Source organism: Bradyrhizobium sp. 1, assembly GCF_023073315.1.
In the GTDB taxonomy this organism is placed as follows: domain Bacteria; phylum Pseudomonadota; class Alphaproteobacteria; order Rhizobiales; family Xanthobacteraceae; genus Bradyrhizobium.
In genome coordinates, this window is the sequence record NZ_JADPJH010000037.1 from 143,707 (window position 1) to 158,980 (window position 15,274).

A 15,274-nucleotide genomic window follows, 5' to 3' on the forward strand; every position below is an offset into this window, starting at 1 on the left:
GCATGACGACGTGGAGGTTTGAGCGCTCGTAAGCCTTACGCCGCGCGCACGCCCGCGAGGAACGTGCCGACTTCGCCGGAGAGCTGCTCTGCCTGCTTGGAGAGGTTGCTGGCCGCCGTGAGCACCATGCCGGCGGCGTTGCCGGTCTCGTTCGCCGCGGTGCTGACGACGCCGATATTGGTGGTGACTTCCTTGGTGGCTTCCGCCGTCTGTGAGACGCTGCGGGCGATCTCGGCGGTGGCGGCACCTTGCTCCTCGATGGCTGCGCCGATCGACGTGGCGATGCGGCTGACCTCCTCGATGGTGGCGGTGATGCCGCCGATGGCGTCGACGGCCTCCTTGGTCGCGCCCTGGATCTGCGCGATCTTGTCGCCGATCTCCCGCGTCGCTTCCGCGGTCTGGCTCGCCAGCGACTTCACTTCGGATGCGACGACGGCAAAGCCACGACCGGCTTCACCGGCGCGGGCGGCCTCGATGGTGGCGTTGAGCGCGAGCAAATTGGTCTGTGCTGCGATGCTGGAGATCAACTCCGCGACGTGTTCGATCTGCTGGGCGCCGTCGGAGAGGGCGCGCACGATGGTGTCGGTGCGGCGCGCGCTGTCGACGGCGCGTCCCGTGACTTCGGCGGACTGCGCAACCTGACGGCTGATCTCGGTGATGGAGGAGGAGAGCTCCTCGGCGGCGGCCGCAACCGTCTGGACGCGCTGGCTGGCTTCGGTGGCAGCGGATCCGACCACGGCGGCGCGACGGTTGGTGCCCTCGGCGGTGGACGACATCGATTTGGCGGTGGTCTCCAGCTCACCCGAGCCGGAGGCCATCAAGCCGACGAGCTGGCCGACGGAGGCATCAAAACGGTCGGCGAGCGAGATCAGGGCGTCGCGCTTCTCCTGCTCGTTGCGGGTCTTGGCTGCGACTTGCTCGGCCTCCAGGTTGCGCGCCGTCAGCGCGGTTTGCCTGAGCACTTCGAGCGTCTCGGCCATGCGGCCGATCTCGTCGCCACGATCGGTTTCCGCGACCGGCTGGTCGATGGCGCCTTCGGAAATCTCCTGCATGCGGGTCTTCTGACGGTCGAGCGCGCCGAGCACGTCACGGGCGATCAGCCAGGACAGCGTCGCCATCAGCAGCATCAGGCCGAGGCCGACCGCGGCGAGCTCCAGCGTCAGCGCGCGGACGTCCGCGTCGATGTCGTCGACATAGAGGCCGTAGCTGATGGTCGCGTTCCAGGGCGCGAATTTGCGCGCGAACACGGTCTTGCGCACCGCTTCAGTCTGACCGGGACGAGGATAAAGATAGGAGGCCACGCCGCCGCCATTTTGATCGCCGGCCTTGAGGATCGCATCAGCGATGAGAACGCCATTGGCGTCGATCGCGCCGGTGATCTTGCCTTCGAGCTGCTGGTTCGCGCCGTTGACGAGGAGGGAGGTGTCGGCGTTGTAGACCACCGGATAGCCCTGGCCGCCGTTGAAGCTCATGCGCCGTCCGCGCATGTGGAACTGGGCCTTGGCTTCGGCCTGCGTCAGCTTGCCGGCGGTGACGTCGTCCTGCACCGACTGGGCCAGGTTGTAGAGCATGTCGACCGCGGTCTTCATCTGCTGGACCCGGTCCTCCATCATGCGGCTCTTGCTGAGGAAGGCTGATACCGCGATGATGGCCGTAACTGTGAGAGCCGCAAGGCAGACCATGCTGGTGAGCTTGGTGCGGATCTTCATGTGGCTCAGCAGCTTCATCGCAGCCTCTACGGAATGGTTATTATTGCCCGCATCGGTAGCATGAAGTTCTTACCAATCATGAACATAGCCATGCGGCGGCCCGTCGCGCAGCACAGCGTTCGCAGCCTTATGCGCAATCTTGCAGGCGAACGGGCATGTTCCGGCACGCGCCAGCGCGCAGGCCGGCGAAGATCGATCTCGGACTTTTGTGGTCATCGAGCTCTGCCGGAGCGGCCATGAACCGATTCGTTCACCGCCTCATCATGTCCGTGCTGCTCGCAGCGGCCCTCGTCCTGATCTGGAACGTGCTTGGCTCGCGGTAGTCGGCACCGGCAAGGCTGCCGGCACCATCCGTTACTTGTGCGTTAATTGCGTGCGAATGCGCCGCTGGTCGAATCGCTAGTCCTTGCCCATCGCCGCATCGGCGCTGACCGAGCCGCCGCCGGCCGCCGAAAGATAGAGGCAGGCGAAGCAGAACAGGATCGCGGCGGTGCCGCCATTGAGCAGCGGCAGGAATACCGGCGTCTCGCCCTTGAGCATGTGGCCCATGAAGTAGGCGAAGGCCATTTCACCGGAGAGGATGAAAGCGGCGAGGCGCGTGAACAGGCCGATCATCAGGAGTGCGCCGAGCACGAGCTCCAGCGTGCCGGCCGCATAAATCAGCGGCGGGATGTTCGCGAAGTAGGGGAGCACCGGAAACTTGAACAGCTTCGCGACGCCGTACTGGAACAGCAAGAGGCCGGTGACGAAGCGAAACAGGCTCAAGAGAACCGGTTGAAAGCGAACGAGATAGGGAAAGTTCATTGGTTTGTGCCCTCCATCCAATGCGCGACTTGGACCGTATTCAGTTCCGCCCCGCAAGCCACCCCGAACCAATCCGCGCTGACATTTTTGTCATGTAGGACAAAACACCGCAGTTCGTCCCTTCAATCCGATTGCGTCGAATTTTTTCGCACGCCGCGTCCGGTGCGCCGTCCGTAATTTCCCAGTGACACCGAGGGATGCAGGTTACGTCGGGGAGACTTACTCCCGCAAGGCGGGGACGATCAGGAATGGAATCATTCCGAGGATCACGCTCGCAAGTGCGAAGACGAGCAGGAGATTGTAGCCGTGGGTGACGTCGTGGATGAGGCCGCCGCTCCATGAGCCGAAGGCCGAGCCCAATCCGCTGCCGATCGAGATGGTGCCGAAGATCGTACCGACCCGCTTGCCGCGAAATATCTTCATTGCGGTCGCGGTGATCAGCGGGCCGCGCGAGCCCATCATGCTGCCGAAGCAGACGACGAAGCCGGTCAGCAGGATGATGTTCGGATAATACTGCAGCAGCCAGAGCAGGAAGATGCCGAGGATCGAGATCGCGTAGCTGAGCAGCACCGACGGCCGGCGCCCGATCAGCCCGTCGAGCGCGGAGACCCCCAACATGCCGAACACCAGCACGACGCCCGAAAAGCCCCAGGCGGTGGCGGCCTGGAGCGGCGGAAAGCCGGCATCGATGAGATAGGCCACGATCTGGGCTGCGATCGCATACATGCCGACGGCGGTGAAAAAGAAGGTCGAGAACAGCGCCCAGAAAGCATGGTGGCGCATTGCACTCACCAGCGTCCAGCCGTTGTCGATGAAATCCGGATCGGTCTTCTTGGCGACATGCGGCGAACCCGAAGCGAACAAGCGCCACGGCAACAGCATCAGCGGCACCAGAAGGCCCAATGTGGCCAAGCCGAACAGCTGGTAGGTCTCGCGCCAGCCGAGATGATCGATCAGGAGCTGCGAGGCCGGCAGCAGCGCCAGCACGCCGCCGCCCATCGCTGAATACACCACCGCCATCGCGGTCGGCAGCTTCGGTCCGAACCAGCGGCCGAGCAGGATCGAGTTTGGGACATTGCCGATGAAGGCGACGCCGATGCCGACGCAGATGCCGATCGAAAGCTGGAATTGCCAGAGCGCTTGTGCATGGGCGGCGATCAGGAAGGCCGAGCCGAGCAGCAGCAGGCCAAGCGCATACACGATACGTGGGCCGGAATGATCGAACAGGCGCCCGACCAGCGGCGCGGTCAGCCCGCTGATGAGCCAGGTCAGCGAATAGATCGACACGACTTGCGCGCGATCCCAGCCGAAATTCTCGGAGATCGGCTTGAGGAAGACCGTGAAGCTCTCGCTCAGACCGCGCCCGAGAACCGCGAGCGTGAAGCACAGCGCGAGTACGACGAGCGCGGTTCGCACGGCGCCTTGCTGCGCGGCAGCCGCACGTTCAGCGCCATTTTCCCTGGCCGTGTTCTGATCCATTGCGTGTCAGGGAGCGCGCTTCGGCGCGCCCTGACAAGCATCAAAAGCTCATACGCCTATGCAGGCCTGATGAGGACGTGCTTCTTCTTGCCGAACGACAGCTTGATCACGCCCTCCGGCGTCAGGCTGGCCGCCGAGAGCGCCATCTTCTCGTCGGTGACGGGCTCGTCGTTGACGCGCAGGCCGCCGCCCTTGATCTGGCGCCGCGCCTCGCCATTGGAGGCAACGAGGCCCGCCTTGACGAAGGCGTTGAGTACGCCGAGGCCGGCATCCAGTTCGCCGCGCGGAATTTCCACGGTCGGGAGAGTCTCCGCCAGTGCGCCTTCCTCAAACGTGCGGCGCGCGGTTTCGGCCGCTTCGTTCGCGGCGTCGCGGCCGTGCAGCAGTGCGGTCGCCTCAGTGGCGAGCACCTTCTTGGCCTCGTTGATCTCGGAGCCGCCAAGCGCCTCGAGCTTCCTGATCTCGCTCATCGGCATCGTCGTGAACAGTTTCAGGAACTTGCCGACGTCGGCGTCCTCGGTGTTGCGCCAGTACTGCCAGAAATCATAAGGCGAGAACTGGTCGGCGTTGAGCCAGACCGCGCCTTGCGCGGTCTTGCCCATCTTGGCGCCCGAGGCCGTCGTCAGCAGCGGCGTCGTCAGCGCGAACAACTGATGCGTGCCCATGCGGCGGCCGAGATCGACGCCCATGATGATGTTGCCCCACTGGTCCGAACCGCCCATCTGAAGCTGGCAGCCGGTGCGCTTCGCGAGCTCGACGAAGTCATAGGCCTGGCAGACCATGTAGTTGAACTCGATGAAGCTCATCTCGTGCTCGCGCTCGAGGCGCAGGCGCACGGAGTCCATGGTCAGCATGCGGTTGACCGAGAAATGCCGGCCGACGTCGCGCAGCATCTCGATCCAGTTCAGCTTGGTCAGCCACTCGGCATTGTCGAGCATGATGGCGTCGCTCTTGCCATCGCCATAGCGCAGCACCTTCGCGAACACACCGCGGATCGATTCCTTGTTAGACTCGATCTCGGCAACGGTGCGGATCGCGCGCGTCTCGTCCTTGCCGGAGGGATCGCCGACCATGGTGGTGCCGCCACCCATCAGCGTGATCGGCTTGTTGCCGGACTCCTGGAGCCAGTGCAGCATCATCATGGTCAGATAGTTGCCGATATGCAGCGAGCGGGCGGTGCAATCGTAGCCGACATAGGCGGTCACTTCGCCCTTGGCGGCGAGCGCGTCCAGCCCCTCGAAATCGGAGCATTGGTGGATGAAACCACGTTCCTGCAGGGTGTTGAGGAAATCCGATTTAAATGCAGTCATCTGTCGGCATGCCTGACAATTCTTGGTTTACTGTTTTGGGCGCACTTTAAGGATCTCACGTGGGAACTCGATTGCTGCCCGCCACTTTGGCCTGTGGCATTATAAGATGTGTCCCTCTGGCACAAGATCGGCATGCCAGAGGGTCTCTTGAGGACGCTGATCCATGATGTTGACGGCGCTGGGTTTGATGAGCGGCACCTCGCTGGACGGGGTGGATATCGCGCTGATTGAAACCGACGGAAAGCAGGTCAAGGCGTTCGGGCCCTCCGGATACCGGCCCTACAGCCCGGCCGAGCGCAATCTGCTGCGCCAGGCGCTGAGCGAGGCCGTGCACCTGCCGCAGCGTGATGCCCGGCCGGGGATTCTGGCCGAGGCCGAGCGCGCGGTGACGCTGGCCCATGCCGAGGCGGTCGCTGCCTTCGTCGCCCAGAACCGCATGAAGCCGGAGGATATCGACATCGTCGGCTTCCACGGCCAGACCGTGCTGCACCGGCCCGAGCGGCGGCTGACGGTCCAGATCGGCGACGCGCCGGCGCTGGCGAGGGCGATCCATATCCCCGTGATGCACGATTTCCGCGCCGCCGACGTCGAGGCCGGCGGGCAGGGCGCGCCGTTCGTCCCGGTCTACCACCGGGCGCTCGCCAACTCGCTGGAGCGCCAGGGGCCGATCGTCGTGGTCAATATCGGCGGCGTCTCGAACGTCACCTATATCGACGGCAACGATACGCTGATTGCCTGCGATACCGGCCCCGGCAACGCGCTGCTGGACGATTTCATGTACCGCACCATGAACCAAGCGTTCGATGCGGAGGGCAAGTTCGCAGCGCTCGGAAAGGCCGATGAGGCCTGGATTGCGCGCGCGCTGGAGCTGCCGTTCTTCGCGGCGCCGCCGCCGAAATCGCTCGATCGCAACGACTTTGCCGCACTCAGGCTCGGCGATGTCGCGCCGGCCGACGGCGCAGCGACGCTGACCGCCTTCACCGCGGCGGCGATCGCTCTCATCATTCCGCTGCTGCCGCGGCGGCCGCGTAGCTGGATCGTCTGCGGCGGCGGCGCCCGCAACCTCACCATGCTGCGGATGCTCAGGGAGCAGGTCGGATCGGCCACTGTCGAAGCCGCCGAGACGCTCGGCTGGGCCTCCGACGCCATCGAGGCGCAAGCCTTCGGCTTCCTCGCCGCCCGCGGCCTGAAGGGCCTGCCGCTGTCCTATCCGGCCACCACGGGGGTGCCGATGCCGATGACAGGTGGGGTCATCGCGCGGCCCTGAGGTCCAGGTCTTTGATCAAGGTCGGTTAATGCATTTGCATGGACCTTGACGAGTCCATGCAAGTGCATCTATCTTGGTGGTGATTGCATCAACCCGCCGGGATCGCCGCCATGACCGCCTCGCTCAAATTGATCAGCCACAAGCTTTGTCCCTACGTGCAGCGTGCGGTGATCGCGCTGAAAGAGAAGGGCGTACCGTTCGAGCGGATCGACATCGATCTCGCCAACAAGCCCGACTGGTTCCTAAAACTGTCGCCGCTCTGCAAGGTGCCGGTGCTGGTGGTTGCGACCGACAAGGGCGAGGTCGCGCTGTTCGAGAGCAACGTGATCTGCGAATACATCGAGGAGACGCAAGGTGGTGCGAAGCTGCATCCGGTGGATGCGCTGAAGCGTGCAGAGCACCGCGCCTGGATGGAGTTCGGTTCGGCGATCCTCGGCGATCTCTGGGGGCTGGAGACCACGACCGATCCGGCGACCTTCGAAAGCAAGCGGCAGGCGCTCGTCGCAAAGTTCACGCGCGTGGAAGCGGCGCTAAGTGCGGGCCCATTCTTCGCGGGTAACGCGTTCAGCCTGATCGACGCGGTATTCGCGCCGATCTTCCGCTATTTCGACCTGTTCGACGAGCTGACTGAGCACGGCATCTTCAGGGATGTGCCGAAGGTGCGGGCGTGGCGAAGCGAGCTGGCGAAGCGCCCGAGTGTGCATTCGGCGGTCGACTCGAATTATCCGGAATTGCTCCGCGCCTTCCTGGTTCGTCACGACGCGCATCTCCTCAAGCTCGCGGCCTGAGCGCGCCGATGTCGCAATCCATGGCCTGGCTGATGCTGCTGATCGCAGGCGCGCTTGATGTCGGCTGGGCGATCTCGATGAAATATGCGGAAGGCTACACGCGCTTGGGCTGGAGCATCATCTCGCTCGTGCTGCTCGCGGCCTTCGTTGTCCTGCTCGGGCGGGCCTTGAAGGTGCTCGAGGTCGGCGTCGCCTATTCGGTGTGGACTGGCATTGGTGCTGCCGGCACTTTCGTCATGGGCGTCGTGCTGTTCGGCGAGACCTTGAGCGCGATGAAGCTTGCGGGCATCGCGCTCGTCTTGATGGGGATTGTCGCGCTCAAGCTGGCTTGAGCGGCACCCCCTCAGCGCACGTTGGCGAGACGCATGTCGAGGTACGCCGTGATGGTTTCCATCAGCGGCTCGAGCTTGGCGTCGAAGAAGTGGTTGGCGCCGGGGATGACCTGCTGGTCGATCACGATGCCCTTCTGCGTCTTCAGCTTCTCGACCAGCGTGTTGACGTCCTTGGGCGGCACTACCGCGTCCTTCTCGCCATGCACGATCAGGCCCGAGGACGGGCAGGGCGCGAGGAACGAGAAGTCATAGAGATTGGCCGGCGGCGCGATCGAAATAAAACCTTCGACCTCGGGACGGCGCATCAGCAGCTGCATGCCGATCCAGGCGCCGAAGGAGAAGCCGGCGACCCAGCAGGCGCGCGCTTCGGGATTGATGGTCTGCGCCCAGTCGAGCGCTGCCGCCGCATCCGACAATTCGCCGGTGCCGTGGTCGAACGAGCCCTGGCTGCGGCCGACGCCGCGGAAATTGAAGCGCAGCACCGAGAAGCCGCGATGCGCGAACGCGTAGTAGCACTGGTAGATGATCTGATGATTCATCGTGCCGTGAAACTGCGGATGCGGATGCAGGACCATCGCGATCGGCGCGTTCTTCTGCTTGGCCGGGTGATAGCGGCCTTCGAGACGGCCGGCGGGGCCGGTGAAAATAACTTCAGGCATCGATGATCTCTTGATTGATCCTGGAGAGATGATCCGCAGCAATCAACCGATTGTAGCCTCATCGGCAACGATGCCGACGGAAGCGCGAATGGAAGGATGGAGCGGGGCGCCCTCGGATGATGCGCGAGCGGCGCGCGGTGAACTGACGCGCGCGTTCTAACATGAGGCGTGGGTCAAAAAGCAAGCATCTTGAACATCCCGCAATGGGGTCAAGGTGTTAGCGCGTCACCGCCGTGTCATGGCCAAACCTGGATATGGAATCGCGGTTGCCAAGCGTCCGTCAGGGGCCCATGTCGGGGGCAGCGGCGGGCGGAGCACGTCCCGCGCGCAGGGTAACATATTACTTTCATGCCGAGCCGCGTCTATCTCGACTGGAATGCAACCACGCCGCTCCGCGCTGAAGCGCGGAACGCGATGCTTGCCGCCTGGGAGCTGATCGGCAACCCGTCCTCGGTCCATGCCGAGGGGCGGGAGGCGCGGCGGCTGGTCGAGGACGCGCGTGCGGCGCTTGCGGCGGCGGTCGGTGCGTTGCCACGCAACGTCGTCTTCACCTCGGCTGGGACGGAGGCCAATGCGCTGGCTTTGTCGCCCGGCTTGCGAGGTCCGTCCGGCGGCCCTGTCGAGCGCCTCCTGGTCTCGGCCATCGAGCATGCGTCGGTGCTGGCGGGCGGCCGGTTCCCGGCGGACAAGGTCGGTCATATCAGGGTGACGCGCGCCGGCGTGGTCGATCTGGATCATCTGAAGGCGCTGCTCAAGGACAGCCCACCGGCTCTGGTCTCGATCATGGCGGCCAACAACGAGACGGGCGCGCTCCAGCCGATCGCCCAAGCCGCAGGGATCGTCCACGAAGCCGGAGGCCTCCTTCACGTCGACGCGATCCAGGTGCTGGGCAAAATTACGTTCAATATTAACGCGGTAGGCGCCGACCTTGCGACCTTTTCTGCGCACAAGATCGGCGGTCCCAAGGGCGTCGGCGCGCTGGTGGTGGCGGAGGGCCTTGCCGGATTGGAGCCGGTGCTGCGGGGCGGCGGACAGGAGCTCAACCGCCGCGCCGGAACCGAGAATGTCGCCGGTATCGCCGGTTTTGGCGTGGCCGTGAAGGCTGCCCTTCAGGCTCTGCCGGAGGATGCGGAGCGGATGGCAACCCTCAGAAATCACTTGGAAAATGGCATCCGTGCCGTCGCCGGCGCAACGATCTTTTCCGATGACGCCGAGCGGTTGCCTAATACCATCCTGTTCACGGCACCCGGCCTGAAGGCCGAAACGGCCGTAATCGGATTCGATCTCGAAGGCATCGCCGTGTCCTCAGGTTCGGCCTGCTCCTCCGGCAGGGTCCAGCCGTCCCATGTGCTCTCGGCGATGGGGTTCGAGCCCACTGTGGCCCAGGGAGCGGTGCGCCTCAGTCTGGGCTGGTCTACGGAGCCTGATGATATCAATAGGGCGTTAGAGGCTTGGCGAAAGCTCGGTAATACCCTACTTAGAGACTAAGCGACGAAACACGGCTTGAACGGTTCTAAGCCCGTGCTTTCGGCCAAAAAACATCGTAATACTCGTTCGAGTTTGATCCACCGCGGTCCTTGAAACCGCGAGCGGAGGATAGAATGCCAGCCGTGCAAGAGACGGTCGAGCGCGTGAAGCGCATCGACGTCGATCAGTATCGTTATGGGTTTGAGACCCTGATCGAGTCCGAGAAGGCCCCCAGGGGACTGTCGGAAGAAACCGTCAAGTTCATCTCCGAGAAGAAGAACGAACCCGCCTGGATGCTCCAGTGGCGGCTCGAAGCCTATCGGCGCTGGCTGACCATGACCGAGCCGACCTGGGCCCGCGTCGACTATCCCAAGATCGACTTCCAGGACCTCTATTACTACGCGGCGCCGAAGCCGAAGAAGACGATCAACTCGCTCGACGAGATCGATCCGGAGATCCTGAAGACCTACGAGAAGCTCGGCATCCCCTTGCGGGAAGTCGCCATGCTCGAAGGCGTGGAACCGAAGCCCGGCGAGGAAGATCCTAACAGGCGCAAGATCGCGGTCGATGCTGTCTTCGATTCGGTCTCGGTTGCGACCACCTTCAAGGCCGAGTTGATGAAGGCCGGCGTGATCTTCATGCCGATCTCGGAAGCCATTCGCGAACATCCCGAACTGGTACAGAAATATCTCGGCTCGGTCGTGCCGACCTCGGACAATTTCTACGCGACGCTGAACTCGGCGGTGTTTTCCGACGGCTCGTTCGTCTACGTGCCGCCGGGCGTGCGCTGTCCGATGGAGCTGTCGACCTATTTCCGCATCAACGAGCGCAACACCGGCCAGTTCGAGCGCACGCTGATCATCGCGGACAAGGGCTCCTACGTCTCCTATCTCGAAGGCTGCACCGCGCCGCAGCGCGACGAGAACCAGTTGCACGCCGCCGTGGTCGAGCTCGTCGCGCATGACGATGCCGAGATCAAATATTCGACGGTGCAGAACTGGTATCCCGGCAATTCGGAAGGCAAGGGCGGCATCTACAATTTCGTCACCAAGCGTGGTGACTGCCGCGGCGACCGCTCCAAGATTTCCTGGACCCAGGTCGAGACCGGCTCCGCCATCACCTGGAAATATCCGAGCTGCATCCTGCGCGGCGACAATTCCAGCGGCGAGTTCTATTCGATCGCGATCTCGAACGGCTATCAGCAGGTCGACTCGGGCACCAAGATGATTCACCTCGGCAAGAACACGTCGAGCCGCATCATCTCCAAGGGCATCGCCGCCGGCAAGTCGCAGAACACCTATCGCGGTCTCGTCACCGCGCACCGGAAAGCGACCGGCGCGCGCAACTTCACCGCCTGCGATTCCTTGTTGATCGGCGACAAATGCGGTGCGCACACCGTGCCGTACATCGAAGCCAAGAACTCGTCGGCCACATTCGAGCACGAGGCAACGACCTCAAAGATCTCCGAGGACGTGCTGTTCTACTGCATCCAGCGCGGCCTTTCGCAGGAAGAAGCCGTCGGCCTCGTCGTCAACGGCTTTGTAAAGGACGTGCTTCAGCAGCTCCCGATGGAGTTTGCGGTTGAAGCGCAGAAGCTGATCTCGATCTCGCTTGAAGGGTCGGTCGGCTAGCCCCGGCCTCATCCTGAGGAGGCCGCGTAAGCGGCCGTCTCGAAGGATGGATACCGGAAAGATTGTTGGCCTCATTCCTTCGAGACGCGCCTTCGGCGCTCCTCAGGATGAGGAGATAGATGGAAAAACATAATGGCTTTGCTTGAAGTGAAAGACCTCAAGGTTCGTGTCGAGGAGCGTGAGATCCTCCACGGGCTGACGCTGACTGTGAATGAAGGCGAGATCCACGCGATCATGGGGCCGAACGGCTCCGGCAAGTCGACGCTCTCCCACGTCATCGCCGGCAAGCCCGGCTATGAAGTCACCGACGGCCAGATCCTGTTCAAGGGCGAGGACCTGCTGGAGATGGCTCCAGAGGAGCGAGCCGCCAAGGGCGTGTTCCTGGCGTTCCAGTATCCGGTCGAGATTCCCGGTGTCACCACCATGAATTTCCTCCGTACTGCGCTGAATGCCCAGCGCAAGGCGCGCGGCGAGACCGAGTTGATGGTGCCGGACTTCCTGAAGAAGGTCCGCGAAGTCTCGAAGTCGCTGAACATCCCGCAGGACATGCTCAAGCGCGGCGTCAATGTCGGCTTCTCCGGCGGCGAGAAGAAGCGCAACGAGGTGCTGCAGATGGCGCTGTTCGAGCCGAGCCTGTGCATCCTCGACGAGATGGATTCCGGCCTCGACATCGACGCGCTGCGCATCGCGGCCGACGGCGTCAACGCGCTGCATTCGCCGAAGCGCGCGATGGTCGTCATCACCCATTATCAGCGGCTCCTCAACTACATCGTGCCCGACATCGTGCACGTGATGTCGAAGGGCCGTGTCGTGAAGAGCGGCGGCAAGGAACTGGCGCTGGAGCTGGAAGCGTCCGGCTACGCCCAGTTCGAGGACGCTGCGTAAGGATTGTTTGAGATGAACGTTGCTGTGGCAAAGACCGGAAACGGCCGCGCGGTGAGCGATCTCTTCGCCAGCGCTGAAGGCCGCTTGCCGGGTTCTCCGGCGGTGGTCGCGGTGCGCCGCGAAGCCTTCGAGACCTATGAGCGGCTCGGCCTGCCGCACCGCCGGATCGAGGAATGGAAATACACTGACCTCCGCGCGCTGGTCGGCGAGGTGCTGCCGCTGGCAGCCAGCCCCGATGCGGCCGCGCTGAAGCGCGCTGCGGATGCCGTGAAGGCGCATGCGATCTCGGGCGCCCGCAAGCTGGTGCTGGTCGACGGTGTGTTCGTGGCCGATCTGTCCGACGTCAAGGCGGTGGCCTCTGAAGCAGGCTTCAGGACGTTGCGGGAGACGCTGGAGAAGGATGCGGGTCTGCTGAAGACTGCGTCCACCGACGCTGTGATCTCGCTCAACGCTGCCATGGCGACCGACGGCGTCGTGCTGTCGATTGCCGACGGTGCGCAGCTGTCCGCACCGATCCAGATCCTCCATATTGCGACCGCTGCTTCGGCGTCGGCCTTCACGCGCTCGCAGGTCGCGATCGGCAAGGGCGCGCGCGCCACCATCATCGAGAGCTTTGTCGCCGCCGGTGCTGAGGCATACCAGGTCAACGACGCCGTGATCGTGAAGGTCGGCGACAATTCCGACGTCGCGCATATCCGCCTGATGGACGATGCGCCTGACGCGGTGAACATCACCTCGCAGTTCGTCACCATCGGCGCCAATGTGAAGTTCAACGTCTTCAACATGACCACGGGCGCGGCCGTCAGCCGTCTTCAGGGCTTCTTCACGCTGGCGGGCGAGGGCAGCGAGCTCTCGGTCAACGGCGTCAACCTGTTGCAGAAGACCGAGCATGGCGACACCACGCTGGTCGTCGACCATGCCGTGCCGAACTGCGTCAGCCGTGAAGTCTTCCGCGCCGTGATCGACGACCGTGCGCACTCGGTGTTCCAGGGCCGCATCATCGTCCGTCCCGACGCGCAGAAGACCGACGGCAAGATGATGATCCGGGCGCTGCTGCTCTCGGACGAAGCCGAAGCCGACAACAAGCCCGAGCTGGAAATCTTCGCCGACGACGTCTCCTGCGGGCACGGCGCCACCGCCGGCGCGCTCGACGACAGCTTGCTGTTCTATCTGAAGGCGCGCGGCCTGCCGGAGAAGCAGGCCCAGGCCTTGCTGATCCAGGCTTTCGTCGGCGAGGCGATCGAGCAGATCGCCGATGATGATCTGCGCGAGCACGTGATCGGCATTGCCGAGCGCTGGCTGGAGCGCCGCCAATGAGCACGCATCCCGCAGTCAAGAACGGCGCCTATGACGTTGCGCGTGTGCGCCAGGACTTTCCGGCGCTCGCGATGCAGGTCTACGGCAAGCCGCTGGTGTATCTGGACAACGCGGCTTCCGCGCAGAAGCCGAGCGCCGTGCTCGACCGCATGACGCAGGCCTATACGAGCGAATACGCCAACGTCCATCGCGGCCTGCATTACCTCGCCAATGCCGCGACCGAAGCCTATGAGGGCGGCCGTACCAAGGTCGCGCAGTTCATCAACGCTGCGCGGACCGAGGAAGTGATCTTCACCCGCAACGCGACCGAGGCGATCAATCTGGTTGCATCGTCCTGGGGCGGGCCGAATATCAAGGACGGCGACGAGATCGTCATCTCGATCATGGAGCACCACTCCAACATCGTGCCGTGGCATTTCCTCAGGGAACGCCAGGGCGCCGTGATCAAATGGGCGCCGGTCGACGACGAGGGCAATTTCCTCATCGACGAGTTCGAGAGGCTGCTGACGTCGAAGACCAAGCTGGTCGCGATCACGCAGATGTCGAATGCGCTCGGCACCATCGTGCCGATCAAGGATGTCGTGAAGATCGCGCACGCCCGCGGCATTCCCGTGCTGGTCGACGGCAGCCAGGGCGCGGTGCATCTGCCCGTCGACGTCCAGGACCTCGGCTGCGACTTCTACGTCTTCACCGGCCACAAGGTGTACGGGCCGACCGGAATCGGCATTCTCTGGGCCAAGTACGACCACCTCGTCGCGATGCGCCCCTATAATGGCGGCGGCGAGATGATCCGCGAGGTCTCGCGCGAGGTCGTCACCTATGGCGATCCCCCGCACAAATTCGAGGCGGGCACGCCCGCGATCGTCGAGGCGGTCGGCCTCGGCGCCGCCATCGACTACGTCAATTCGATCGGCAAAGAGCGCATCGCCGCCCACGAGGCCGATCTCGTCACCTATGCTCAGGAGCGCCTGCGCGAGATCAACTCGCTGCGGCTGATCGGAACGGCCCGGGGCAAGGGCCCGGTGATCTCCTTCGAGATGAAGGGCGCACACGCCCATGACGTCGCGACCGTGATCGACCGCCAGGGCATCGCGGTCCGCGCCGGCACCCATTGCGTGATGCCGCTTTTAGAGCGGTTCAACGTCACGGCCACCTGCCGGGCCTCGTTCGGCATGTATAATACGCGGGAAGAAGTCGATCATCTGGTACAGGCGCTGTTGAAGGCGCGGGATTTGTTCGCATGAGTGACACGGCCGAAGCCAAAGCCAATCCGATGGAAACCCAGTCGGCGTTGCCGCCGGAGGAGACCGAGCGTCTCACCACCGAGATCATCGCGGGCCTCAAGACCGTGTTCGATCCGGAAATCCCGGCCGACATCTACGAGCTCGGCCTGATCTACAAGGTCGAGATCAAGGACGACCGCTCGGTCGACGTCCAGATGACGCTGACGACGCCGAACTGCCCGGCTGCCGGCGAACTGCCGACCATGGTCGAGAACGCGGTCGCCAGCGTCCCCGGCGTCGGCGTGGTCGACGTCAAGGTGATCTGGGAGCCGGCCTGGACTCCGGAACGCATGAGCGACGAGGCCCGCCTCGTCCTCAACATGTGGTGACGCCACCACTGCCA

14 protein-coding genes are annotated in these 15,274 nt (G+C 63.7%); 9 read left to right on the forward strand and 5 right to left on the reverse strand.

Annotated elements, in window-relative coordinates:
* Nucleotides 1–35: 35 nt before the first annotated feature.
* The 4 genes from IVB29_RS34995 to tyrS form a co-directional block, all read right to left on the reverse strand.
* Entirely contained in the window at nucleotides 36–1,727 is a 1,692-nt protein-coding gene (locus tag IVB29_RS34995; protein WP_247507977.1) for a methyl-accepting chemotaxis protein, read from the reverse strand.
* A 381-nt stretch (nucleotides 1,728–2,108) separates the two neighbouring features.
* On the reverse strand, nucleotides 2,109–2,513 hold the full coding sequence (locus tag IVB29_RS35000; RefSeq protein WP_247507978.1) for a DoxX family protein: 405 nt from the start codon (nucleotides 2,511–2,513) through the stop codon (nucleotides 2,109–2,111).
* Nucleotides 2,514–2,732: 219 nt separating this feature from the next.
* Nucleotides 2,733–3,992 (reverse strand): MFS transporter, encoded by a 1,260-nt coding sequence (locus IVB29_RS35005; protein WP_247507979.1) that lies wholly within the window; start codon nucleotides 3,990–3,992, stop codon nucleotides 2,733–2,735.
* A 56-nt stretch (nucleotides 3,993–4,048) separates the two neighbouring features.
* On the reverse strand, nucleotides 4,049–5,302 hold the full coding sequence (gene tyrS / locus IVB29_RS35010) for a tyrosine--tRNA ligase (RefSeq protein ID WP_247507980.1): 1,254 nt from the start codon (nucleotides 5,300–5,302) through the stop codon (nucleotides 4,049–4,051).
* A 163-nt stretch (nucleotides 5,303–5,465) separates the two neighbouring features.
* On the opposite strand from tyrS, the gene IVB29_RS35015 reads away from it, so the two are divergent.
* From IVB29_RS35015 to IVB29_RS35025, 3 genes are all read left to right on the forward strand, one after another.
* Nucleotides 5,466–6,569 (forward strand): anhydro-N-acetylmuramic acid kinase, encoded by a 1,104-nt coding sequence (locus tag IVB29_RS35015; RefSeq protein ID WP_247507981.1) that lies wholly within the window; start codon nucleotides 5,466–5,468, stop codon nucleotides 6,567–6,569.
* A 110-nt stretch (nucleotides 6,570–6,679) separates the two neighbouring features.
* A complete protein-coding gene (locus tag IVB29_RS35020) occupies nucleotides 6,680–7,357 on the forward strand; it encodes a glutathione S-transferase family protein (protein ID WP_247507982.1) in 678 nt (225 codons plus the stop codon).
* 8 nt (nucleotides 7,358–7,365) lie between these two features.
* Nucleotides 7,366–7,689 (forward strand): multidrug efflux SMR transporter, encoded by a 324-nt coding sequence (locus tag IVB29_RS35025; RefSeq protein ID WP_247507983.1) that lies wholly within the window; start codon nucleotides 7,366–7,368, stop codon nucleotides 7,687–7,689.
* 11 nt (nucleotides 7,690–7,700) lie between these two features.
* Here the strand turns inward: IVB29_RS35025 and IVB29_RS35030 are convergent, their stop codons facing one another.
* Nucleotides 7,701–8,348, reverse strand: a complete 648-nt coding sequence (locus IVB29_RS35030; RefSeq protein ID WP_007591562.1) for an alpha/beta hydrolase — start codon at nucleotides 8,346–8,348, stop codon at nucleotides 7,701–7,703.
* 348 nt (nucleotides 8,349–8,696) lie between these two features.
* Between IVB29_RS35030 and IVB29_RS35035 the strand changes: the two genes are divergently transcribed.
* The 6 genes from IVB29_RS35035 (at nucleotide 8,697) to IVB29_RS35060 (ending at nucleotide 15,260) form a co-directional block, all read left to right on the forward strand.
* Nucleotides 8,697–9,836, forward strand: coding sequence for a cysteine desulfurase family protein (locus IVB29_RS35035; protein ID WP_247507984.1), 1,140 nt, complete (start codon nucleotides 8,697–8,699; stop codon nucleotides 9,834–9,836).
* Nucleotides 9,837–9,949: 113 nt separating this feature from the next.
* Complete coding sequence (gene sufB / locus IVB29_RS35040) at nucleotides 9,950–11,446, forward strand: Fe-S cluster assembly protein SufB (RefSeq protein ID WP_247507985.1); 1,497 nt, start codon at nucleotides 9,950–9,952, stop codon at nucleotides 11,444–11,446.
* Nucleotides 11,447–11,578: 132 nt separating this feature from the next.
* Complete coding sequence (gene sufC, locus IVB29_RS35045; protein ID WP_247507986.1) at nucleotides 11,579–12,331, forward strand: Fe-S cluster assembly ATPase SufC; 753 nt, start codon at nucleotides 11,579–11,581, stop codon at nucleotides 12,329–12,331.
* Between the two features lie 12 nt (nucleotides 12,332–12,343).
* Nucleotides 12,344–13,648: a Fe-S cluster assembly protein SufD gene (gene sufD / locus IVB29_RS35050; RefSeq protein WP_247507987.1), complete on the forward strand. Its 1,305-nt coding sequence runs from the start codon at nucleotides 12,344–12,346 to the stop codon at nucleotides 13,646–13,648.
* A complete protein-coding gene (locus IVB29_RS35055; RefSeq protein WP_247507988.1) occupies nucleotides 13,645–14,892 on the forward strand; it encodes a cysteine desulfurase in 1,248 nt (415 codons plus the stop codon). Before sufD ends, IVB29_RS35055 begins: the two co-directional genes overlap by 4 nt.
* Nucleotides 14,889–15,260, forward strand: a complete 372-nt coding sequence (locus tag IVB29_RS35060; protein ID WP_092034420.1) for an SUF system Fe-S cluster assembly protein — start codon at nucleotides 14,889–14,891, stop codon at nucleotides 15,258–15,260. Before IVB29_RS35055 ends, IVB29_RS35060 begins: the two co-directional genes overlap by 4 nt.
* Nucleotides 15,261–15,274: the final 14 nt, after the last annotated feature.

Coding starts and splice junctions, on each gene's coding strand:
- IVB29_RS34995 (WP_247507977.1), bottom strand. CDS start 1,727: ATGAAGCTGCTGAGCCACATGAAGATCCGCACCAAGCTCACCAGCATG.
- IVB29_RS35000 (WP_247507978.1), bottom strand. CDS start 2,513: ATGAACTTTCCCTATCTCGTTCGCTTTCAACCGGTTCTCTTGAGCCTG.
- IVB29_RS35005 (WP_247507979.1), bottom strand. CDS start 3,992: ATGGATCAGAACACGGCCAGGGAAAATGGCGCTGAACGTGCGGCTGCC.
- tyrS (WP_247507980.1), bottom strand. CDS start 5,302: ATGACTGCATTTAAATCGGATTTCCTCAACACCCTGCAGGAACGTGGT.
- IVB29_RS35015 (WP_247507981.1), top strand. CDS start 5,466: ATGATGTTGACGGCGCTGGGTTTGATGAGCGGCACCTCGCTGGACGGG.
- IVB29_RS35020 (WP_247507982.1), top strand. CDS start 6,680: ATGACCGCCTCGCTCAAATTGATCAGCCACAAGCTTTGTCCCTACGTG.
- IVB29_RS35025 (WP_247507983.1), top strand. CDS start 7,366: ATGTCGCAATCCATGGCCTGGCTGATGCTGCTGATCGCAGGCGCGCTT.
- IVB29_RS35030 (WP_007591562.1), bottom strand. CDS start 8,348: ATGCCTGAAGTTATTTTCACCGGCCCCGCCGGCCGTCTCGAAGGCCGC.
- IVB29_RS35035 (WP_247507984.1), top strand. CDS start 8,697: ATGCCGAGCCGCGTCTATCTCGACTGGAATGCAACCACGCCGCTCCGC.
- sufB (WP_247507985.1), top strand. CDS start 9,950: ATGCCAGCCGTGCAAGAGACGGTCGAGCGCGTGAAGCGCATCGACGTC.
- sufC (WP_247507986.1), top strand. CDS start 11,579: ATGGCTTTGCTTGAAGTGAAAGACCTCAAGGTTCGTGTCGAGGAGCGT.
- sufD (WP_247507987.1), top strand. CDS start 12,344: ATGAACGTTGCTGTGGCAAAGACCGGAAACGGCCGCGCGGTGAGCGAT.
- IVB29_RS35055 (WP_247507988.1), top strand. CDS start 13,645: ATGAGCACGCATCCCGCAGTCAAGAACGGCGCCTATGACGTTGCGCGT.
- IVB29_RS35060 (WP_092034420.1), top strand. CDS start 14,889: ATGAGTGACACGGCCGAAGCCAAAGCCAATCCGATGGAAACCCAGTCG.